Origin of the sequence: Celeribacter naphthalenivorans (assembly GCF_020524585.1) — a bacterium.
Classification (GTDB): domain Bacteria; phylum Pseudomonadota; class Alphaproteobacteria; order Rhodobacterales; family Rhodobacteraceae; genus Celeribacter; species Celeribacter naphthalenivorans.
This window is the reverse complement of the sequence record NZ_JAIVLK010000006.1, coordinates 80721-101494: the sequence shown is the minus strand read 5'-3', so window position 1 is coordinate 101494 and position 20774 is coordinate 80721. Positions and strand designations below refer to the sequence as shown.

At 60.2% G+C, this 20774-nt stretch carries 24 protein-coding genes; 15 read left to right on the top strand and 9 right to left on the bottom strand.

The window, feature by feature from the left end; all coding sequences use genetic code 11:
* Positions 1-2: 2 nt before the first annotated feature.
* The gene (locus LC094_RS13925) at positions 3-1364 is read right to left on the bottom strand and encodes a nucleobase:cation symporter-2 family protein (protein ID WP_226553400.1); all 1362 of its coding nucleotides are present in this window, start codon (positions 1362-1364) and stop codon (positions 3-5) included.
* Positions 1365-1763: 399 nt separating this feature from the next.
* On the opposite strand from LC094_RS13925, the gene rimK reads away from it, so the two are divergent.
* The gene (gene rimK, locus LC094_RS13920) at positions 1764-3188 is read left to right on the top strand and encodes a 30S ribosomal protein S6--L-glutamate ligase (RefSeq protein WP_226553399.1); all 1425 of its coding nucleotides are present in this window, start codon (positions 1764-1766) and stop codon (positions 3186-3188) included.
* Between the two features lie 15 nt (positions 3189-3203).
* On the opposite strand, the gene LC094_RS13915 is transcribed toward rimK, so the two are convergent.
* Positions 3204-3878, bottom strand: coding sequence for a site-2 protease family protein (locus LC094_RS13915; RefSeq protein WP_226553398.1), 675 nt, complete (start codon positions 3876-3878; stop codon positions 3204-3206).
* A gap of 188 nt (positions 3879-4066) precedes the next feature.
* Between LC094_RS13915 and LC094_RS13910 the strand changes: the two genes are divergently transcribed.
* The 8 genes from LC094_RS13910 to tpiA all read left to right on the top strand — a co-directional run bounded on the left by LC094_RS13910 (position 4067) and on the right by tpiA (position 10124).
* Positions 4067-5566: a pyruvate kinase gene (locus LC094_RS13910; protein WP_226553397.1), complete on the top strand. Its 1500-nt coding sequence runs from the start codon at positions 4067-4069 to the stop codon at positions 5564-5566.
* Between the two features lie 64 nt (positions 5567-5630).
* The gene (locus LC094_RS13905) at positions 5631-6005 is read left to right on the top strand and encodes an SUF system Fe-S cluster assembly protein (protein WP_226553396.1); all 375 of its coding nucleotides are present in this window, start codon (positions 5631-5633) and stop codon (positions 6003-6005) included.
* 311 nt (positions 6006-6316) lie between these two features.
* Positions 6317-7153, top strand: coding sequence for a LysR family transcriptional regulator (locus LC094_RS13900; RefSeq protein WP_226553395.1), 837 nt, complete (start codon positions 6317-6319; stop codon positions 7151-7153).
* 54 nt (positions 7154-7207) lie between these two features.
* Entirely contained in the window at positions 7208-7846 is a 639-nt protein-coding gene (locus LC094_RS13895; protein WP_226553394.1) for a MarR family transcriptional regulator, read from the top strand.
* Positions 7839-8558 carry a DUF3307 domain-containing protein gene (locus LC094_RS13890; RefSeq protein WP_226553393.1) on the top strand — a complete coding sequence of 240 codons (720 nt, stop codon included), beginning with the start codon at positions 7839-7841 and terminating at the stop codon, positions 8556-8558. The genes LC094_RS13895 and LC094_RS13890 overlap by 8 nt, the downstream gene beginning before the upstream one ends.
* Positions 8559-8582: 24 nt before the next feature.
* Entirely contained in the window at positions 8583-8945 is a 363-nt protein-coding gene (locus LC094_RS13885) for a HesB/IscA family protein (RefSeq protein ID WP_167602900.1), read from the top strand.
* 70 nt (positions 8946-9015) lie between these two features.
* Positions 9016-9252 carry a TfoX/Sxy family protein gene (locus LC094_RS13880; RefSeq protein ID WP_264186500.1) on the top strand — a complete coding sequence of 79 codons (237 nt, stop codon included), beginning with the start codon at positions 9016-9018 and terminating at the stop codon, positions 9250-9252.
* Between the two features lie 113 nt (positions 9253-9365).
* Positions 9366-10124, top strand: a complete 759-nt coding sequence (tpiA, locus tag LC094_RS13875; RefSeq protein WP_226553392.1) for a triose-phosphate isomerase — start codon at positions 9366-9368, stop codon at positions 10122-10124.
* 86 nt (positions 10125-10210) lie between these two features.
* Here tpiA and LC094_RS13870 read toward each other — a convergent pair whose 3' ends face one another.
* Both LC094_RS13870 and dksA read right to left on the bottom strand, forming a co-directional pair.
* Positions 10211-11374 carry an FAD-dependent oxidoreductase gene (locus tag LC094_RS13870; protein ID WP_226553391.1) on the bottom strand — a complete coding sequence of 388 codons (1164 nt, stop codon included), beginning with the start codon at positions 11372-11374 and terminating at the stop codon, positions 10211-10213.
* Between the two features lie 144 nt (positions 11375-11518).
* Positions 11519-11941, bottom strand: a complete 423-nt coding sequence (gene dksA / locus LC094_RS13865; protein WP_219784489.1) for an RNA polymerase-binding protein DksA — start codon at positions 11939-11941, stop codon at positions 11519-11521.
* Positions 11942-12125: 184 nt separating this feature from the next.
* On the opposite strand from dksA, the gene LC094_RS13860 reads away from it, so the two are divergent.
* On the top strand, positions 12126-12968 hold the full coding sequence (locus tag LC094_RS13860) for an AAA family ATPase (protein ID WP_226553390.1): 843 nt from the start codon (positions 12126-12128) through the stop codon (positions 12966-12968).
* 115 nt (positions 12969-13083) lie between these two features.
* Here LC094_RS13860 and LC094_RS13855 read toward each other — a convergent pair whose 3' ends face one another.
* Positions 13084-13368 (bottom strand): DUF2934 domain-containing protein, encoded by a 285-nt coding sequence (locus LC094_RS13855; protein WP_226553389.1) that lies wholly within the window; start codon positions 13366-13368, stop codon positions 13084-13086.
* A 250-nt stretch (positions 13369-13618) separates the two neighbouring features.
* On the opposite strand from LC094_RS13855, the gene LC094_RS13850 reads away from it, so the two are divergent.
* The 5 genes from LC094_RS13850 (at position 13619) to LC094_RS13830 (ending at position 17676) form a co-directional block, all read left to right on the top strand.
* On the top strand, positions 13619-14059 hold the full coding sequence (locus tag LC094_RS13850) for a GNAT family N-acetyltransferase (RefSeq protein WP_226553388.1): 441 nt from the start codon (positions 13619-13621) through the stop codon (positions 14057-14059).
* Positions 14060-14160: 101 nt separating this feature from the next.
* A complete protein-coding gene (locus tag LC094_RS13845; RefSeq protein ID WP_226553387.1) occupies positions 14161-15570 on the top strand; it encodes a DUF2927 domain-containing protein in 1410 nt (469 codons plus the stop codon).
* A gap of 35 nt (positions 15571-15605) precedes the next feature.
* The gene (locus LC094_RS13840) at positions 15606-15770 is read left to right on the top strand and encodes an apolipoprotein acyltransferase (protein ID WP_226553386.1); all 165 of its coding nucleotides are present in this window, start codon (positions 15606-15608) and stop codon (positions 15768-15770) included.
* Positions 15771-15772: 2 nt separating this feature from the next.
* Positions 15773-16957 (top strand): vWA domain-containing protein, encoded by a 1185-nt coding sequence (locus LC094_RS13835; RefSeq protein WP_226553385.1) that lies wholly within the window; start codon positions 15773-15775, stop codon positions 16955-16957.
* Positions 16958-16995: 38 nt separating this feature from the next.
* Positions 16996-17676: a M48 family metallopeptidase gene (locus LC094_RS13830; RefSeq protein ID WP_226553384.1), complete on the top strand. Its 681-nt coding sequence runs from the start codon at positions 16996-16998 to the stop codon at positions 17674-17676.
* Positions 17677-17682: 6 nt separating this feature from the next.
* Here the strand turns inward: LC094_RS13830 and LC094_RS13825 are convergent, their stop codons facing one another.
* The 4 genes from LC094_RS13825 to LC094_RS13810 all read right to left on the bottom strand — a co-directional run bounded on the left by LC094_RS13825 (position 17683) and on the right by LC094_RS13810 (position 20433).
* Positions 17683-18222 (bottom strand): RSP_2648 family PIN domain-containing protein, encoded by a 540-nt coding sequence (locus LC094_RS13825; protein ID WP_226553383.1) that lies wholly within the window; start codon positions 18220-18222, stop codon positions 17683-17685.
* Positions 18219-19436, bottom strand: coding sequence for an RSP_2647 family RNA methyltransferase (locus LC094_RS13820; protein WP_226553382.1), 1218 nt, complete (start codon positions 19434-19436; stop codon positions 18219-18221). The genes LC094_RS13825 and LC094_RS13820 overlap by 4 nt, the downstream gene beginning before the upstream one ends.
* A gap of 54 nt (positions 19437-19490) precedes the next feature.
* The gene (locus tag LC094_RS13815; protein ID WP_226553381.1) at positions 19491-20120 is read right to left on the bottom strand and encodes a DUF6778 family protein; all 630 of its coding nucleotides are present in this window, start codon (positions 20118-20120) and stop codon (positions 19491-19493) included.
* A gap of 148 nt (positions 20121-20268) precedes the next feature.
* Positions 20269-20433: an RSP_7527 family protein gene (locus LC094_RS13810; RefSeq protein ID WP_226553380.1), complete on the bottom strand. Its 165-nt coding sequence runs from the start codon at positions 20431-20433 to the stop codon at positions 20269-20271.
* Positions 20434-20774: the final 341 nt, after the last annotated feature.

Below are 20774 nucleotides of genomic sequence, written 5' to 3'. Positions count from 1 at the left end.
GATTACTCCGCCGCCTCGATGGTCGCCTTGGCGTCTTCGGGGATCGCCAGCGACAGGATGATCGCCGAAAGCCCCGCGAGGGTGATGGGCGCGGCGAAGACCTGTTTCAGAAAGGTCGGCAAGTTCTGCGTCGCGTCGGGCACCAGCGTGACCCCAAGCGCCAAACCAAAGGACACGGCCATGATGTAAACCCGGCGCAGGGTCATTTCCTCTGACGACAGGATGCGAATGCCCGCAACCGCGATGGTCGAGAAGAGCACCAGGGTCGCGCCGCCCAGAACCGGTTTCGGGATGATCAGAAAGAAGGTCCCGATGATGGGAAACAGACCCAAAAGCACCAGAAACCCGCCCATATAGAGGCCGACATGGCGCGAGGCGACGCCGGTCATCTGGATCACGCCGTTGTTTTGCGAAAACGTGGTGTTGGGGAAGGTGTTGAACACGGCGGCCAGCGCCGAATTGACGCCATCGCCCAGAACCCCGCCCTTGATGCGCTTCATATAGAGCGGGCCCTCGACCGGCTCGCCGGAGATCACCGAATTGGCGGTCAGATCGCCCGAGGTCTCGATGGCGGTGACGAGGTAGAGAAAGGCCAGCGGGATGAAGAGGCCGAGGTCAAAATCAAACCCGTATTTGAACGGCACCGGCAGGGCAAAAAGCTGTGCCGAACTGAGCACGCCGAAATTCACCAGACCAAAGAAACTCGCCACGATGGTGCCGACAATGAGGCCGATCATGATCGCGGAGATGCGCAGCATCGGTTTGCCGATGAAGGTCATGACCAAAATGATCGCCACCACCAAAGTGCCCAGCAAAAGATACAGCGGCTTGCCGAGGTCCTCGCCCGCCATGGCGCCCCCCGCGAAATCGGTGAACCCCGCCTTGATCAACGACAGGCCGATGACCGTGATCACGATGCCCGTCACCGTGGGCGTGATGATGCGTTTCAGCTTGTCGAGGAATTGCGACAGGATGATTTCCACCAGAGAGCCAACAAGGCACAGCCCGAAGATCATCGCCAGAATGTCCTCTTCGCTGCCGCCCCGACCCTTGACCGCGAATCCTGCGGCCAGAATAGCGCCGAGGAAGGCAAAGGACGTCCCTTGCAGCGACAAAAGCCCCGACCCCACCGGGCCGATGGTTTTACACTGGATAAAGGTCGCCACGCCTGAGACGAAAAATGCCATGGCGATGAGGTAGGGGATATAGGCCCCCAACCCCAAAGCCCCGCCGATGATCAACGAGGGCGTGGCGATGCCGACGATGGAGGCCAAAACATGCTGGACCGCGGCCAGCGCGGCCTTGGGCGGCGGCGGCACATCGTCCAATTTATAAACCAGTGGCATAAACTCTTCTTGGCTCATTGCTATCTTCCCCTGAAATGATGGCCCGGATGCACGCCTGATTGGCCTGTCCGGGTCTTGTGTCCCTGCCCCAAGCCTGCGGCGGCGCGTCCTGTAACGAAAGCTTTACCTGAGCTTGCCGTGGGGCCCGCCCCGCGCAGAGGGCGCAAAACGCCCAAGAAACATGCACTTTTCCCGGCTTCGCCCCGACTGAGGACAGGAAATAACCGAGTGAACGGCAGTGAGTGGCCAGATGAGTGTCGAAACCGGGAGACATCTTGCCGCTTGTCATAAAACCCACAAATCCCCTTGCGAGACTCACGCAACAATGACATTGGGCGCGCAAAGGCGGAGTTAAGCGTTTCTTCGCGCCGCCTTTTCCTCCAACATAAGAGACGACAAAAGAGGACGGGCACGGATATGACGGGCACGAACGGCGGTATGGCTTCTGGCCAGAATTTTGGCTTCGCACTGGGCTGGGAAGAATGGGCGGCGCTGCCGGCGCTGGGCCTGCCGGCGCTCAAGGTCAAGGTGGACACAGGCGCCAAGACCTCGGCGCTGCATGCCTTTGACATCGAGCCTTTCGGCAAGGCGGACGCGCCCAAGGTGCGGTTCAACATCAACCCTGTGCCGGGGCGTGAGGACATCACAATCTCCTGCTCCGCCGATGTGGTGGACCGCCGCGAGGTGACCTCGTCGAATGGCGAGACCGAGCTGCGATATGTGATCGCGACCGAGATCGAGATCGGCGACCGCAGCTGGCCCATCGAAATCACTCTGACCAATCGCACCAATATGGCTTATCGGATGCTTCTGGGGCGTCAGGCCATTCAGGACGACATGATCGTGCAGCCGACGGAAAGCTTTTGCCAGCCGGAACGCGACGAAACGGTCTATTTCACCACCGCCATCCGCACGGCGACGCCCGCGCGGCCTCTGCGCGTCGCGGTTCTGTCGCGCGAGCCCGACAATTATTCCACCCGTCGCCTGATCGACGAGGGCGAAGCGCGCGGCCATGTGGTCGAAGTGATCGACACCACGCGGTGCTATATGGCGATCAATGCCATGGCGCCGGAGATTTACTACGACGGCAAGCGCCTGCCCCGCTATGATGCGGTGATCCCCCGGATCGGCGCCTCCGTGACCTCCTACGGCACCGCTGTCATTCGCCAGTTCGAGACCATCGGCACGTTCTGCGTCAACGGCTCAGAGGGCATCACCAAATCGCGTGACAAATTGCAGGCGCATCAGGTGCTGGCGCGTCACCGCATCGGGATGCCGACAACCGCCTTTGCCGCCTCGCCCAAGGACACCGACAACCTGATCGCACTCGCGGGTCAGGCGCCGCTGATCGTCAAGCTTTTGGAGTCGACCCAAGGCCGTGGTGTCGTTTTGGCCGAGACCAAGAAAGCCGCGCAATCGGTGATTTCCGCCTTTCGCGGGCTGAAGGCCAATTTCCTCGTCCAGCATTTCGTCAAAGAAGCAGCCGGTGTCGACATCCGCTGTGTGGTGATCGATGGCAAGGTGGTTGCGGCGATCAAGCGCACCTCCTCGGGCGGCGATTTCCGGTCGAATCTGCATCTGGGCGGCACCGCAAGCCCCGTGCGGATCACCAAGGCAGAACGCGAAACCGCGCTGCGCTCGGCCAAGGCCTTTGGGCTTCGGATGGCGGGCGTGGACCTGTTGCGCGCCGAGGACGGGCCGAAGGTCCTGGAGGTCAACTCCTCGCCGGGGTTTGAGGGCGCGGAAACCGCAACCGGCAAAGACCTTGCGGGCGCTCTGTTTGACACCATCGAAAAACGCGTGCGCCCGACGCCTGCGCGCAAGGCCCGCGCCAAAGCCTGACGCATAAAGGGCAGATCAATAGGTCTGCCCGCGCATCCGGTTCCAGTTTTCCACCACGGCAGGCAGGAAAAACAGCACGAAAATATACATATGCGCCCCAAAAATGAGATAGGGGATCAAAAGCGCCAGCACCGCAAGACCGATATAGCCCGTCACGATCGACGCGTTTTTGCCGCGCATGAAGCGCAGAAGGATCAGCTCGAACAGCTTGCCCCCATCGAGCGGCGCGACGGGCAAAAGGTTGAAAATCGCCAGATAGCCGTTGAGCCAGGCCATGGTCTCGAAGAACCACAGCACCGTGTTATACTCATGCCCTGCGTCCCACATCGCATTGGCGATCAAACGGCTGACCGCCCAGAGCGTAAGCGTCACAATCGGCCCCATGGCGACGATCAACTCGCTTTCGCGTGGCGTCGAGGTGCGTGCCTGTTGGCAATAGCCGCCAAAACCGTGGATCATGACACCGCGCACAGGGATTTTTTGGATCAAAGCGCCCCAGGCATGGCCCATTTCATGCAAAAACACCGAGACGATCAGCATCGCCACAAAGCCCAGATCGTAGAGAATGTCCGTCCCCGAGCCAGAGGTCGACACGAACAGGAGAAACATCAAAAGAATGCTGGCCCCGATACGGACCGGCACGCCCCAGGGACCGCGAAATTCGAAAATGGCTTGGCTGTCGCGAAACATCTCACTCCCCGCAGGCTTAAATCACGGATCGACCCTGTAGGGTCCTGTTTTTGCAAAGCAACCTTTAACCGCCCTTGTCGGCCATTCTCCGACGAAACTGTGGCATTTTGAGCCAGATTTGATCTCTGCCATAGCGCTGTTACAAAGCCCGTGGAAAGACAGGGGACACAAGCTTTTCAGGTGCTCCCATGTCCTTTTGCCCGCTGCCCCCCGATCCGACCCGCCTGTCGATTGAATTGTCCCTCCTGCGCGACAAGATCACGCGAGAGGCCGAGGCGATCACCACTGCCTGGGCAGAGACCGCTGAACTGCGCCCGGCCTTTCGTCCTTCGGCGGAAAATCTGGCCAATTATCTGGCCCTGCGCCACGCCGATCTGAGCGCCATCCAGCCCGACCTCGCCGCGCTGGGCCTCTCCACTTTGGGCCGCGCCGAACCCCATGCCCGCGCCTCTCTCGATGCGGTGGTGGCGACGCTGTCCCGGCTGTCCGGCAAGGTCTCCGAAGAGTATCCGGACCCCAAGGCCTTTGCCGAAGGCCCCGCCCGCCTCGCCGCCCGGCGCGACACGCTCTTTGGCACTGGCGCGTCAGGTGCGCCACGCTCGCGCATCCTTCTGACCCTGCCGACCGAAGCCGCCACAGATCCCGATCTCATCCCCGGCATGATCCGCGCGGGCGCCGACGCCATGCGCATCAACTGCGCCCATGACGGGCAGGAAGTTTGGCAGGCGATGATCGACCGCATTCGGGCGGCGGGCGAGGAGGTCGGACGGTATGTGCCGGTGCTGATGGATCTCGCGGGTCCGAAACTGCGCACGGGACCTGTCGCGGGGCCGAACAAACAGCGCGTTTTTGTCGGCGATCGCCTCGACATTCGCCGCGACGCCCCGGGCCCAAAGGTCAAACATGTGACCACCACGCTCAGCCATCCCGAACTGATCGACCGGCTGACCCCCGGCATGCAGGTCTTTATCGACGACGGAAAGATTGGCGCGGAGGTTGTTGAAATCACAAAGAAAGGTGCCAAACTGCGCGTCATCCGCGCGGGGCCGGAGGGGGTGAAGGTCAAGCCCGAAAAAGGCTTTAACCTGCCCGCTGTCGAGATCGACATTCCGGCCCTGACCGAAGAGGATCGCGTCGCGCTCGATTTCGTCGTCGGACGCGCCGATATGATCGGCTATTCCTTTGTGCAGACCCCGGAAGACATCCGGCTTTTGATCGAAGAGGTCGACAAACGCCTCGCCCCTGACGGCGCGCGCCCTGCTCTCGTGCTCAAGATCGAAACCGGCCTCGCCGTGCGCAACCTGCCGCGGCTGATCGTGCAGGCGGGCGCTCTGACCGAGACCGCCGTGATGATTGCGCGGGGCGATTTGGCCGTCGAGATCGGGCTGGAGCGGATGAGCGAAATTCAGGAAGAGGTGCTTTGGCTCTGCGAAGCGGCCCATACGCCGGTGGTCTGGGCCACGCAGGTGCTCGAAGGCTTGATGAAACAAGGCCTCGCCACCCGTGCCGAGACCACCGACGCCGCCATGGCGCAGCGTGCCGATTGCGTGATGCTCAACAAAGGGCCTTATGTCTTGGAGACCATTCGCTTTCTGTCGCGCATTCTCGGGCGGATGGATCGCCATATGTCGAAAAAATCCGCGCGGCTCGCTCCGCTGCGGTCGTGGCGTGGATCTCTGAGTTTATAAGTCAAGCACTGGACGTTTTGTGCCGCATTCCTTATATGTTCCCTCAGAAATAGAGGAAGCGCGCATGAGCGAAGAAGCACACTCCCAGGATGGCCCCGTCGAAGGGGCGCCGCTGATCAAACCGTCGAGCACCGATCACCCGCTGCACGAAGCGGTCGTCGAAGCCTGTCGCACCGTCTATGACCCGGAAATTCCGGTGAATATTTATGATCTCGGTCTCGTCTACACGATTGAAATCAATGACGAAAACGAGGTGCGCGTGCTTTTGACACTGACCGCGCCCGGTTGCCCTGTGGCGGGCGAAATGCCCGGCTGGCTGGCCGATGCGATCGAGCCCCTGCCCGGCGTCAAACAGGTCGATGTCGAACTGACCTGGAACCCGCCTTGGGGCATGGAGATGATGTCGGACGAAGCCCGGCTTGAGCTTGGCTTTATGTAAGATCACCTCATAAACGATGTTGAAAGCGGCTCACTCGGGCCGCTTTTCTTTTTGTGACGCCCCTTCCGGCCTCAACCATAGCCTCAACCGTCGCCACCACGGTGGACGTTCGGCGCGGAGGCATTGCAACGCCGCCTCATAATGGTCGCACTCGTCTCGATAGAGGCTTTTGGCCTGCGGGTCGACCCTTGGCAGGTTGATCGGAAAGAACGGCACCGCGACATCCCTCTTGCAATATTGAAAAACAAGAGCAGAATACCTTTTGAAAACGGGCCAAAATACTGATCGACTGCGCAAGGGTATTTTCAAAAATGAAAGATACGCCAAAACTTGACGACTATGCGCTGTTTCTGGCGGTGGCTGATGCAGGCGGGTTGTCAGGCGCGGAACAGGTGACCGGCGCGTCGCTTCCGACCCTATCGCGGCGGATGGCGGAGCTGGAGCGCAGCCTCGGCAAGCGCCTGTTTGAACGTGGCAACAGGGGCTACACGCTGACCGCCGAAGGCCGGGCGCTGTTGCAAGAAGCCGAGCCGCTGCGCGAGGCCGCCTCGCGGCTGCACCGGTTTCAGCACCGCGATCACGCCCCAGAAGTCCGCATCACCGCCGGGCGCTGGACCACGCGCTACGTGGCGCGGCACCTGTCGGAGATTTGGACGCCCGCAAGCCCTTGGCGCCCCGCGCTTTTGGCCTCGAATTCAAATGTCGACATCGCGCGGCGCGAGGCCGACATCGGTATCCGCAACCGCCGCCCCGAACAAAGCTGGCTCGCCGGGCGCAAGCTGGCGCAGATCACCTACGCCGAATACGCCGCCCATCCGCGCATCTCGGGCTATGTCACGCTGAACGCGGGGCAAGCGACCACGCCCTCGGAACGCTGGCTGCGCGCCAATTATCCCGACGCAATCATCGCCACCGCGTCTGATGCCCGCTCCGCAACAGACATGGCCGTGGCGGGTGTGGGCCGCGCGATCCTGCCGTGCTTTTCCGGGCGCGAGATCATGGGGCTGATGCAGGTCTCCCCCGTGATCGAGGCGCTCACCCATGACGAATGGCTGGTCAGCCACCACGACGCCCGCCATGATCCACCCGTGCGCGCAGCGCTGGAGGCGCTGGCCGAAACCCTGACCACGCGCGCGCGCTTTGGATAGATGCAACCTATTTGGGGTGCAATTTATACAAAAGCAGCCTATAATGGCTGCATCATGATGGATGAAACACGCCCCATTTCCGTCCTTACTGGCGATCTGGTCAATTCCACCGGGCTCGGTCCCGAAAACGTGGAACGCGCCTTCCGCGCACTGGAAGACTGCGCCGAGATGCAAGCCGATTGGATGGGTGGCCAAAGCCTCCACTTCACGCGACATCGCGGTGATGGTTGGCAAGTGGCCTTAGCCGAGCCGAAATATACCCTGCGATCCGCGTTGTTCTTCAGGGCTTCTATTCGCGCATTGGGCCGCGATTTTGATAGCTATATCGGTATGGCTGAAGGCATCGTTGCAAAGCCAATTTCTGTCAATCTGAATGGCGCTAATTTTCCTGTTTTCGTGTCATCAGGGCGCGCTCTTGATCACGCTAAGTCATGGAAACATCGGATGGTCTTTAATGAACACGCCTACGCAAACGGGGCTTCAATTTTGCTCGACCGGATCTCCAGAGAATGGACCCCGACACAGGCTCAGGCTCTTGCTCTGGCAATTGAACCAGAACAAGATGTTACGCTCTCTGAGATTGCGCAACGCCTCGGAAAAACCCGGCAAGCGATTTCGAAATCTCTATCAGCGGCATGGCATTTCGAAACACTAGAAGCCCTTAAAAACTTTGAAAGTAATTATAATGGCTGAAACCCTCGCCGCCCTCTTCCTTGCCCATGTGCTCGCCGATTACGTCTTCCAGCCCGAATGGATGGTCGAGGAAAAGTCGCGTCCCGAGACCCTCTTCCTCCATGCTCTCATCGTACTTCTGACCGCCATGGCCACCACCGGGCAGGTCGCCTCTCCGATGATCTATGCCCTCGCCCTGATCCATATCGTGATCGACACGATCAAGACCCGGTTCTTCTCCGACACCTTCCTCCCCCACATCTCAGATCAGGCACTGCACCTCACACTCCTTGCTCTCATTGCCCTGATCGCCCCCGATCTCTTCACCTCTGGCCCCTATGCCGCGCTCCCATGGCTGCCGAAAGCGATGCTTTTCACCGCAGGCGCGATTTACACAATTTTGGCCGGAGGGATCGCCGTCGAAAAACTGATCGCAGAATTGCAGCCGGCAGCTAAATCCAAAGGCTACGCTCAAAGCGGGCGTATCATCGGACATTTGGAGCGCTCCATCACGTTTCTCGGAATGCTCGCTGGCTTTCCCGAACTTGTCGGCTTCCTGTTTGCAGCGAAAGCAGTCATGCGATTTCAGACGGGCAAGACAAATGAAAAGCGGTATGAACTGATTTTCATCGGTACACTCGCATCCTTCGGATGGGCCATCGCGGTGACGCTGGCCGTGCTGTTCATCGCCGCACAGCTTCCCCCGCTTGGAATTTCGGCCCTGAACGACTAGATTGCTCTCAAAGGAGACACGCACATGTTCGGCATCCCCGGAAAACAAGCGGTGACCATCACCCCGGCCGCGGCCACGCAAATCGCGAAACTGATGGAGAAAGACGGCTCCATGGGCCTGCGCATCGGCGTCAAAAAGGGCGGCTGTGCGGGCATGGAATACACCATGGACTACGTCTCCGAGATCGACCCTCTGGACGAGCTGGTCGAACAGGACGGCGCGCGGGTGATGATCGCCCCCATGGCGCAGATGTTCCTCTTTGGCACCGAGATCGACTATCAGGTGTCGCTGTTGGAATCCGGGTTCAAGTTCAAGAACCCGAATGTGGTCGATGAATGCGGCTGTGGTGAATCGATCAAATTCGACGAAAGCCTCGCCAGCAAATAATGGCCGTCACCGAAGACGACATCGCCTTTGTCTATGATATTGCTCTCTGGGCCACCTCACCCATCGCAAAATGATGGGCGGGCTGTCGATCTATTCGGACGGACAAATCTTTGCGATCCTCTCCACAGATGGACGCGTTTACCTCAAGGCCGCAGGCGATTTTGCCAAAGATCTGGCCGCAGAGGGCAGCGTGAAGTTCGAAATGGAGAACGGACGTGGCATTAACTATTGGACCCTGCCCGAGGCCGCGTTGGATGATCCGCAAGAGGCCTGCGCTTGGGCGCGCCAGGCCTTGGATGCGCTTTAAATGCAGCCAGACCGAACCTTTTGCGCAACCACCGGCCTGAGCGGTCAACCCGCGCTTGACTGCACCCGTAAGGCTGCAATGATGCGGGGGAATTTGCATAAGGAGGATTCCGCATGGGCGCTCAAAAGGCACGCAAACTGGCGGCAGGCAATTGGAAAATGAACGGCGTCAAGGCCAGCCTCGCGGAGGCCACTGCGCTGGCCGAGATGTTCCCCGGGCCGAAAGTCGACATCCTCCTCTGCCCGCCCTCAACGCTGGTCGCGCCGATGGCCGCAGCCCTCTTTGGCTCGAAAGTCGATGTCGGTGGACAGGATTGCCACATGAAGACCTCGGGCGCGCACACCGGTGACATTTCCGCAGAAATGCTCGTGGATGCGGGCGCCGATTACGTCATTCTCGGCCATTCCGAGCGCCGCGCCGATCATGGCGAAACCGATCACATCGTCGCTGAGAAAACCATCGCTGCCACCATGGCCGGGCTCGCGCCTGTGGTCTGCGTCGGCGAAACGCTGGCGCAACGCGAGGCGGGCGACACCCTCGCCGTGATCCGCAAACAGCTCTCCGGCTCCCTACCCGACGCCGTGGATCTGGCCAAACTCGTCATCGCCTATGAGCCGGTCTGGGCCATCGGCACCGGGAAAATTCCCACGCTGGAACAGATCGCCGAGGTTCATGACGACATGCGCGCCACTCTGATCGCCCGCTACGGCGACGGCGCCAACGGCATTCCGCTTTTGTACGGCGGCTCCGTGAAACCCGCCAACGCGGCAGAGATTTTCGCCACTTCCAACGTCGACGGCGCGCTGGTGGGCGGCGCCTCTCTCAAGGCCGCGGATTTCTCCGGCATCGTGAAAGCCCTCGAAGAGGCCTAAGCCCCCAACACTCCAAACGCCGCGCCCCCTTGAGAGCGCGGCGTTTTCGTTTCCTTTGCTGCGGAAAATACTCCCGCCGGAGGCGCTCACACGCCCTTGGTCACATCGAAATCATAGAGCCAGGAGAACCGCTCCACCGCCTGTTTCGGAGCGACTTTTCCGGCCACCCGCAACGCAGCATGGCCCAAAAACCGCTTCGGGCCTTTCAGGTGGTAGTTCTTCGCATTGGCATTCGCGGCCTCGATCACGCGAGTGACGCGAGGGCGGCGGAGCGCCTGATAGGCCGGCAATGCCTGATCAAGCGGCAGGGTCGCGAGGCAGTCGGCCAAGACCCAAGCATCTTCGAGCGCCATATTCGCGCCCTGCGCCAGAAACGGCAGGGTCGGATGGGCTGCATCTCCCAGCAAAGCCGTCCGCTCCGAATGCCAGTGCAGCGCCACCGGATGGCGAAACAGCCCCCAACGCGAGACCTCTTCGACGCGGCTCAGAAGCCCTTTCACACCGGGGCCGAAATTGGCGAAATTGCGCATCAGCTCCGCCGGATCGCCCGCATGGTGCCAGCCCTCTTCGACCCAATCGGAGCGCTCCTCGACGGCGACGATATTAACCAAACTTCCGCCGCGCAAAGGATAGCTCACCACATGCCGCCCCGCCGCCATATGGACCATCGCGACGGGCTCTTCATTCCCAAGCGCCGGCACCGTGGCGCGCCAGGCAGTCTGACCGGTGAAGAACGGCTTTGCGGGGCCGTTGAGCATCGGGCGGAGTTTCGAATGCAGCCCATCGGCGCCCAGCACAATCGCGTGCCGCGCCTCAGTGCCATCGGCAAACTGCAAGGTCACGCCATCGGCATCGCCATGGATGCTGTCGATGGTGTGAGACAGGCGGATGTCGATGTCGAGCGCGCGGACGCCCTCCTCCAAAAGTCCGATCAGATCGGCACGGTGCATCAGGAGAAAATCGGCATCGGGACGCGTGGCGGTGAAATCGAGGTGCAGCACCGCGCGACCGGAATAGCCGTCCATCAGCCGCACACCCTCGGCGCGCATCGCGCGGGACGGGGCGTCTAAGCCTAACGCCTTGAGCACCCGCGCGCCATTGGGGCTGATCTGGAGCCCCGCGCCCACTTCGGTGATCTCGGGGGCCTGTTCATAGAGCGTGACAGAGGCGCCACGCAGCGCCAAGGCCTGCGCCACCGCAAGACCGGCCACACCGGCGCCCAAAACCGCAATATCCTGACCGATCAGCATGATCTGTTCCCCTTCACCGGCATATCCCTCCAAACAAAAAACACCAGAGTTGCCCCCGGTGTTTCTCACATTTCTGCATCAGGCTCACGGGGCCAAATTGCCGCGAGGCGAACCCGCTTCAGTCGTCGCACGATCCCGAAGGGATTAGTCGTCGCGATGGACCTTTTCACGACGCTCGTGACGCTCCTGCGCCTCCAGCGTCATCGTGGCGATCGGGCGGGCATCGAGGCGTTTGAGAGAGATCGGCTCGCCGGTCACTTCGCAATAGCCATATTCGCCCTCGTCGATCCGGCGCAGCGCGGCGTCGATTTTCGTCACCAGTTTGCGTTGACGATCCCGGGTGCGCAACTCCAGCGCCCGGTCGGTTTCCTCCGACGCGCGGTCGGTGATGTCCGGGATGTTGCGGGTGCTGTCTTGCAGACCTTCGATGGTATGGCGGCTTTCGTCCAAAAGCTCCGCTTTCCAGGCCAAAAGTTTGCGACGGAAATATTCGAGCTGACGCTCGTTCATAAACGGTTCGTCCTCTGCGGGACGATAATCATCAGCCAGAAAAACCTCAGCCTTCATCGTGCTCACCTCTGTCGTGCCTTCGGCCGCAGTCTCAGTATTGTCAGCCATCAGGCGCCCTCCAATTGGGGTCCGTTTACCCCGTTTGATCGGGGATGTCACGTCACAATCTCTGTCGTATTGCACCTTTCCCCCCTCGCGTTATGATCTCGCTCAATCTCAGAACAACAGGGGTTATTTCCCGATGAAATTCGCATCCACTGACAGTTATGTCGCCCCGAATGATCTGACCGTCGCGGTCAATGCCGCCATCGCCCTTGAGCGGCCTTTGCTGGTGAAAGGCGAGCCGGGCACCGGCAAGACCGAGTTGGCGCGGCAGGTCGCAAGCTCTTTGGGGCTTGAGATGATCGAGTGGAACATCAAATCCACCACCCGCGCCCAGCAAGGCCTTTACGAATACGACGCGGTGTCGCGTCTCAGAGACAGCCAATTGGGTGATCCGCGCGTCGAGGACGTGCGCCATTACATCAAGAAGGGCAAGCTTTGGCAGGCCTTCGAGGCGGATCAGAAGGTGGTTTTGCTGATCGACGAGATCGACAAGGCGGACATCGAGTTTCCGAACGATCTCTTGCAGGAGCTCGATAAGATGGCGTTTCATGTCTACGAGACAGGCGAGACGATTTCTGCGCGTCAACGCCCCGTTGTGATCATCACCTCGAACAATGAAAAAGAACTGCCGGACGCCTTCCTGCGCCGCTGTTTCTTTCACTACATCCGTTTCCCCGATCAAGAGGTGATGAAACAGATCGTCGAAGTGCATTTTCCGGGGCTGAAATCAGAGCTTTTGACGGCTGCATTGACGCAATTCTACGAGATCCGCGACACGCAGGGGCTGAAAAAGAAGCCCTCGACCTCCGAGGTTCTGGATTGGCTCAAGCTTTTGCTGGCCGAAGACCTGTCGCCCGAGGATTTGAAACGCGATGGGGTGAATGCCCTGCCGAAACTTCACGGCGCGCTCTTGAAGAACGAACAGGACGTCGCCCTGTTCGAACGTCTGGCGTTTCTGGCGCGCGGGCAGAGACGCTAAAGCGTTTCTCAAAAAACTTGAGGCACTCAATTTTTGGGAAACGCAGCAATATCAATTCAGTGTGGCAACGTTTTTCGCTCAATCTGATTCAGATTAAACGAAAAACGCTTTAGTCTTACTCCGCTTTGGGAACCGCCTTTGCACGCGGCTTCTTCGCCGCTGTGGTGGCCTTGGCGGCGGGCTTTTTCGCGGCCGTTTTCTTGGCCGCGGCGGTTTTGGGGGCGGCTTTGGGCGAAGCACGCTTGCGCGGCGCCTTCGCGGGGGCCGCTTCCGGCACGCTCAGCACCTCAATCGCTTTCAACCAATGGGCTTCATCGCGCCCCTCGGGCATACCCTCTTCGAGCCACATGAAATAGGCCGCTTCGCTGATATGGGCGTCACTGGGGGTGGTTTGGGTCATCTTGAACTCCGTTGCAGTCGTTCGCGTATCTTCTCTTTCAAATCTAACAGTTTGATGAATTGCCGCGTCTTCTGAAATCACCCGCAGAGGGGCAAAGCGTCACAACCCTGCCCGCCACGCGCCTGAAATTTAGGCGCGCCAGACGGCAAACGGACAGGAAATCGGCAAATCGTTTTTCACCAAGGAAGGTGGCACCTTGCACACATGCGCCCTTCGCCGTAGCTCATAATCAACGTCAAGGAGACCGATCATGCTGACCATCCGCCCCCTCACCCCCGAAGACCGCGCGCAATGGGACGTGCTTTGGCGCGCCTATCTGACGTTTTACGAAAGCGAGCTGGGCCCGGAGATTTATGACGCCACATTCGCGCGCCTGACCGACCCGGAAGCCAAAGAGCGCGGCGCTTTGGTGGCAGAGAAAGACGGGCAGCTGATCGGTCTGGTGCATTACATTTTCCATGCCCACAACTGGCGTATCGAAGATGTCTGCTACCTTCAGGACCTTTACGTCAGCGAGGCCGCCCGCGGCACCGGTGCGGGACGGGCGCTGATCGAAGGCGTCTATAAAGTCGCCGATGAAAACGGCACCCCGAGTGTCTATTGGACGACCCAGCATTTCAACGAAACCGCGCGCAAACTCTACGACCGGATCGGGGATTTGACGCCCTTCATCAAATATCAACGCGGCTGATTTACGCCTTGAAAGGTCTTGGCGGCCTCGGGGCGCTGCCTTAGAATTGCCACAGTTCACAGGTTACTCAGACCTGATTGAGACAGATGAAAAGGGTCCGGATGTTGACGCGTCACGCCATTGCTGTGCACAGCAAGAAAACCAAGGGCCAACTTCGTCCGCTTGCCGCCCTGATGTGCAGCCTGACCGTGTTGAGCGCCTGTATGAGCCCGCCGCAAAGCGCAGCAGCCGCCTCTGCGCGCGCATCTTCTGACATGCTCGACCTGCCACCGATGAAGGTGTTTTCTGACGGCCGACCTGCGCCAACATCGCGCTCTAACGCCTCGATTGCGCGGGATTTTCTTGATTTGAGCTTCGCGCTTGAAACCGGCGCCACGCTGGATCGCTTCACCCGGTTCGAAGGCCCGATCACGCTGCGCATCACGGGCGACTCTGTGCCTGTCTCCTTGACCCACGATCTGTCCCGGCTTTTGACCCGGCTCGACCGCGAGGCCGGAATATCGATCACCCGCGTACCCGCCACTCAACCGGCCGCGATCACCATCGAAACGCTGACCCAAGCAGAGCTGTCGCGGCGCGCCCCCAACACCGCCTGTATCGTCGTGCCCAATGTCTCCAGCTGGGATGAATTCAAACATGCCCGCCGTGCCGCGCTGAGTTGGACGCAGGTCACGACCCGCGAGCGCCTGTCGATTTTCATCCCGACCAACACCGCGCCGCAGGAAATCCGCGATTGCCTGCACGAGGAACTGGCGCAGGCGCTGGGGCCGCTGAACGATCTCTACCGCCTGCCGGATTCGGTTTACAACGACGACAACATCCATTCGGTGCTGACGCCTTTCGACATGCTGATCCTGCGCGCCACCTATGCGCCCGAGCTGCGCTCCGGCATGAGCCGCGCGGAGGTCGCCCGCGCCCTGCCCGGCATTCTCGCCCGGATCAACCCCGCTGGCGCCACGGGGGCCACGCCACCCGTGCAAATCACGCCGCGCGCCTGGACCGAGGCCGCCATGGACGCAATGGGCAGCGGCTCTCTGACGTCGCGCCTGCACGCCGCCAAAACCGCTGTCGCCATTGCGCGCGCTGAGGGTTGGAGCGACACGCGCGCCGGGTTCTCGTGGTTCCTTTTGGGGCGGCTTTCGATTGCCACGGACCGCGCCAGCGCCCAGCTCGCTCTGACAGAGGCCAAACGCATCTACGACGCCCGTCCGGAAACCCGCTTTCATTCCGCCCATGTGGCCATGCAGCTCTCCGCGCTGGCGCTCTCCGAAGGCCGCTATGAGGCCGCCTATGAGATCTCCGCCAGCGCCATCTCGGCGGCCCGCGACGCCGAAAACGCCGCCCTCCTCGCTTCTCTCATGATGACAGAGGCCGAAGCCCTCGACAAACTGGGCCGCGTCAGCGAAGCCCGTAGCGTCCGTCTCGACAGTCTGGGCTGGGCACGCTATGGCTTTGGCTCTGATGACGTGGTCCGAACCCGCGCCGCCGAAATCGCCTCCCTGGCGCAATAACGGCGCACCGGACCCCGAAAGCGAGGGAGCGAGACATGATCGGGGTGGTATTAACCCTTCTAGGGGGCATTTGGGGCTGGCGACTGGCCAGCAAACGCGGCGGCAACCGGGCCGACAAGCTACAATATATGGTCGTTTACGCGTTGATCTTCGGTATTCTCGGCCTGTTCTTCGGCGTCCTCTTCGACCGTATGGTGTAACCATGTTCCTGCCCTTCTTCGAGACATTGCGCCACGAAGGCGTGCCGGTCTCTTTGAGGGAGTTTTTGTCATTTTTGGAGGCGATGCAGGCCGGTCTTGCGACCTACGACATCGAAGACTTCTACCTGCTCGCGCGGGTCACCATGGTCAAGGACGAGCGTCACCTCGACCGCTTTGATCGCGCCTTTTCCAAGTCCTTCCAAGGCCTTGATGAGATTTCCTCAGACGAAGTGTTAAACGCGCTCGACCTGCCAGAGGACTGGCTGCGCAAGGAAATGGAGAAGCATCTCAGCCCCGAAGAAATGGCCGAAATCGAAGCCTTCGGCGGCTTTGACAAGCTGATGGAGACGCTCAAACAGCGGCTCGAAGAACAAAAAGGCCGGCATCAAGGCGGCAACAAATGGATCGGTACGGGCGGCACCTCGCCCTTCGGCGCCTATGGTTACAATCCCGAAGGCGTGCGCATCGGGCAAAAAGAGTCACGTCACCGTCGCGCCGTAAAAGTCTGGGACAAAAGGGAATTTCGCAATCTCGATGACACGGTCGAGATCGGCACGCGCAACATCAAACTGGCGATGAAACGCCTGCGCAAATGGGCGCGCACCAGCGCGCATGAGGAACTCGATCTCGACGGCACGATCCGCTCCACCGCCGAACACGGCTATCTCGACGTCAAAACCCGACCCGAGCGGCACAATGCGGTGAAAGTCCTGATGTTTTTCGATGTCGGCGGCTCGATGGACGATCATATCAAAGTGGTCGAGGAACTGTTTTCCGCCGCGCGCAGTGAGTTTAAGCATCTCGAATATTACTATTTCCACAATTGTCTTTACGAAGGTGTGTGGCGCGACAACATCCGGCGCTGGGGCGAGAAAATCCCGACTCGCGAGGTGATGAACACCTATGGCAAGGATTATAAAGTGATTTTCGTCGGCGACGCTTCGATGTCACCCTATGAAATCGCCATTCCCGGCGGCGCCAACGAGCATTGGAACGAGGAAGCGGGCGCGACTTGGCTGACCCGCGCGCGGGAGACCTGGCCCGATCATCTTTGGCTCAATCCGGTGCCGGAGACCCATTGGAATTACACACAATCCATCGCCATGATCCGCGAGATTTTCGAAGATCGCATGGTGCCGATGACGCTCGAAGGTCTGGATCGTGGCATGAAACTCCTCGGCCGTTAAGCCTTGGCGCAGCTCTCACCAGCCCCCATATTCACACCATGTTGAGATTTACTCCCATCCTCCTCGCCCTCCTGCTGGGCTTCGCGATGTACCATTTTTCCGCCCGTCGCACCGTGCGGGAACTGGAAGCGAAGTCCTCCGAGCTGGCCGATCCGGCGCTGTCCAAAGTGTTCGCGCAGCTGGCGCGAGCGCTCGATCTGCCCCGTGTGCGGGTGTTTCTCTACGAGATCGACCCGGTGAACGGCCTCGCCGCCCCCGATGGCAAAGTCTACATCACCCGCGGATTTTACGAAAAATTCCGCAGTGGACAGATCACCGACACGGAGATGGCCTCCGTCATCGCGCATGAGCTGGGCCATGTCGCACTGGGCCATTCAAAACGTCGAATGATCGACTTTTCCGGCCAAAATGCGCTGCGCACCGCGCTTGCGATGATCCTGTCGCGCTTTATCCCCGTCATCGGCGGCTATATCGCCATGTGGTTGACCCAGATGCTGGCCGCGAAACTGTCGCGCTCCGACGAATATGAAGCCGACGCCTATGCCACAGCGCTTTTGATAAAGGCCGGGATTGGCACCGGACCGCAGAAATCTCTATTCGAAAAACTTCCCAAGCTGACCGGCGCGCATGGCGCCTCGACGCCTGCTTGGCTGATGAGCCACCCGAAGACCGAGGAGCGGATCAAAGCCATTGAGGCCAATGAGGCGAAATGGTCGTGAAGCGACTCAGCTGAGCGCCTTGCCCAGCCTCGGAAGCCGCGCCTTTTTCATCAAACGCCGCACATCCCACGCCTCACCCGACAGGCGCTCCGCCTCTTGGCGCACCTCTTCGACAGATTCAGCCACAGCCTCGGGATGATCCGACCAAAGCCGCCAGAGAAACCCGTCCGGGTCCCAACGCTCAAGCCCTTCCTCGGCCAGAACATGGCGGGGAAAATCCTGCGCATTCATCGTGACAATCGCCTCAGCCCCACCTGCGATTGCGGCGGAGAGCACGTGAATGTCATTCTCGTCTTTTAGGTAAAGACGCGCTTCCAAACCTTTGTGTTCTTTGACTTCTGCTTTCGGAAAGGCCGCACGCGTGAGCGCCACTTCGCCGCGTGCCTGCGCCTCGCCTTGGGGCCCAAGTTTGCGGGCCGCGCGCGCCCATTCTTCCAAGATGCGCGCCGACCACAAAGGTGTGTAGAGCCCACGTTTGGCGACGCCCAAAAGCACCTCGCGCATCACCGTCGGGTAAAGCACGCAGGCATCTAACAGAACTTTCACGGCAGGACCCGGTAGAACAGCGCCTTGAGGTAGCCGCTTTCCGCGAGCTGCGGCATGAGCGGATGATCGGCGCCGGCAAAGCCCGTGTGGATGAGCTGTGCCGAGCGGCCGAGATGACCGACACCGCGCCCGATCCCGCGGTTACACGCGGTGCGGAAGCTATCAAGATCGGCGGCATGCGAACAGGAACACAGCCCGAGGTAACCACCTTCGCGCACCAGAGGTGCCGCCATCCGGGCGACGCGTTCATAGGCGCGCAGACCCTTTTCCAAGGCCGGTTTCGAGGGCGCAAAGGCAGGCGGATCGCAGATCACCACATCGAAGGTTTCGCCTTCTTCGGCCAAAGCGGCCAGCACGTCGAAGGCATCGCCTTTGCGGGTCGCGAAGACGTCGGACTTACTCATGGCCGCAGCGCCTTTTTCGGCCAGCTCCAAAGCGGCAGCAGAGCTGTCGACCGACAGGGCCGAGGCCGCGCCGCCTGCGAGCGACACCAGAGCAAAACCGCCCACATGAGAGAACACGTCCAAAACCTTTTTGCCCGCGACCAGTCGCTGGGTGAAGGCATGGTTCGGGCGCTGGTCGTAAAACAACCCAGTTTTCTGGCCGCCCATGAGGTCCGCCATATAGGTCGCGCCATTCATCGGCACGGGGATCAAATCCTCGACCCCACCGCAGAGAATTTCCACTGTCTCTTCAAGACCTTCGAGGCCACGAGCGCGGCCCGTCCCGTTCATCACCACGGTGGTGACGCCGGTCACCTGTCGCAGCGCTTCGGCCAGCGCATCGATCAAAACATCGGCCCAGGCGGCGTTGGGTTGCACCACGCAGGTGTCGCCAAAGCGGTCGACCACCACACCCGGCAGGCCATCGGCCTCGGCATGGATCAGGCGATAGAACGGCTGATCGAACAGCGTTTCGCGATGCGCAAGCGCGGTGGCGATCCGGGCCGCGAACCAGGCCGTGTTGATCTCGGCCTCCTCGGCACGATCCAACACACGGGCAAAGATGCGCGAGTTCGGATTGACCGCCACGAGGGCAAGGAAATTGCGTTCATTGTCTTCGAGCCGGGCGATGGTGCCCGGCGCGATGGATTTGGTGCGGCGATCGGTGACCAATTCGTTGTCATAGACCCAAGGCGCGCCGTGGCGAATGGCCCGCGCGTTGGCTTTGGGTTTGAGTCGGATGGTCGGAAAAGAAAAAGAGGGCTCTGTCATGAGAGCCCTCTTAGCGTTGTTCTGGCCTCTTAGAAAGAGGGATCGCGATGCGGATTACAAAGCCATCGGTTTCGACAATTCGGAAACGATGACGCCCGCGAGATGCTCGCCGATCCGCTGTTTCTGGGTGATGCCCGCGCGATCCGCCGCAACAGCCGCATCGCCGCCAAGCGCATCGAAAGTGGCGTTGACCATATGGGACGGCACGAGAACGGCGCCGGTGTTGGCGTCACGCACGGTCAGCAGGAATTCGATCTCATGTTTCGACGGCAGGCTGGAATAGCGCACACGTTCGGTTTGCGCGTGGAACCGCACCATTTGCACATCGAGCACGACCGGCCTTTGCCCTTTGAGCGCGCGGGTGCCCGACGTCAGCCCGGCCTCCATCACCGCTTTGACCTGTTCGTAGCGGTTGCCAAAGGGATCTTCGCGCCAAACGATGTCCGCGCGCGGTTTAATGCCATTGGCTTCCGAGACGGTGAGCGTATCCGGCACCGCCACGTTCACCTTGGTGACGCGAAAGTCCGGCGCGATCATCACCGCATCCGCAGGAGCGGCGCCGCCGAAGGTGGCACCCAAAGGCGTGGCGCGGGACGTGGTCTCTGTCGTACAGGCACTGGTGGCGGCTGCGATCAGAAGGGCTGCTGCGATTTTAAGTGTCTTTTTTGTAGCGATGTTTTTCATGACGGCCTCCGGGGTTCTCCCCTCAATTCATGGTTAATATCCCATGCAAATGAGGCCAAAATACGAAAATCCCGGAGCATTTCCGGGATTTTACACGCGTTCGCAATGTCTTACCGTAACGGAATACGGGCCGCAATCAGAGGCCGGATCAGGCCAGTTCACCGGCACGGTGGCCGTGAAAACGTGCGCGCAGCCATTGGCCAGCGTTGCGCATCACAGAGCGCATGGCTTCTGCGCGCATTTGGCGAGCTTCTTTTTCGATAGCGCTCATGTCGATAAAGCCTTCGGTCGTGTAAATCTTCGTGTTGGTCATAGGATCACCTTTGCGTTGTCTGCCTGTCATGTCGGCTTTTGAGCAGCTGTAAGTGCCGCGTTCTGTTTTGGCCTGTCGTGACAAAGCCGGTTGCGTTGATCCTCCCGATGACTTGAATATAGGTCAAAACATCTGACGCAGACGAGTGCCAATGCAGAAGACCCGTTATGCACTTGCAGCAACCCCCATGCGTGTGCAGCATTGTGGCAGGCGCGCTCAGTGGAACTTTCGCGCGGATCAGCGCGTCGAAGGTGGACATTTTCGGGGAGAGCGGATAGGTTAGCGCTAACTTAAACAGACCCTCACAGGCGCACCGCACAAAATGCGGTGAGGATGCCAAA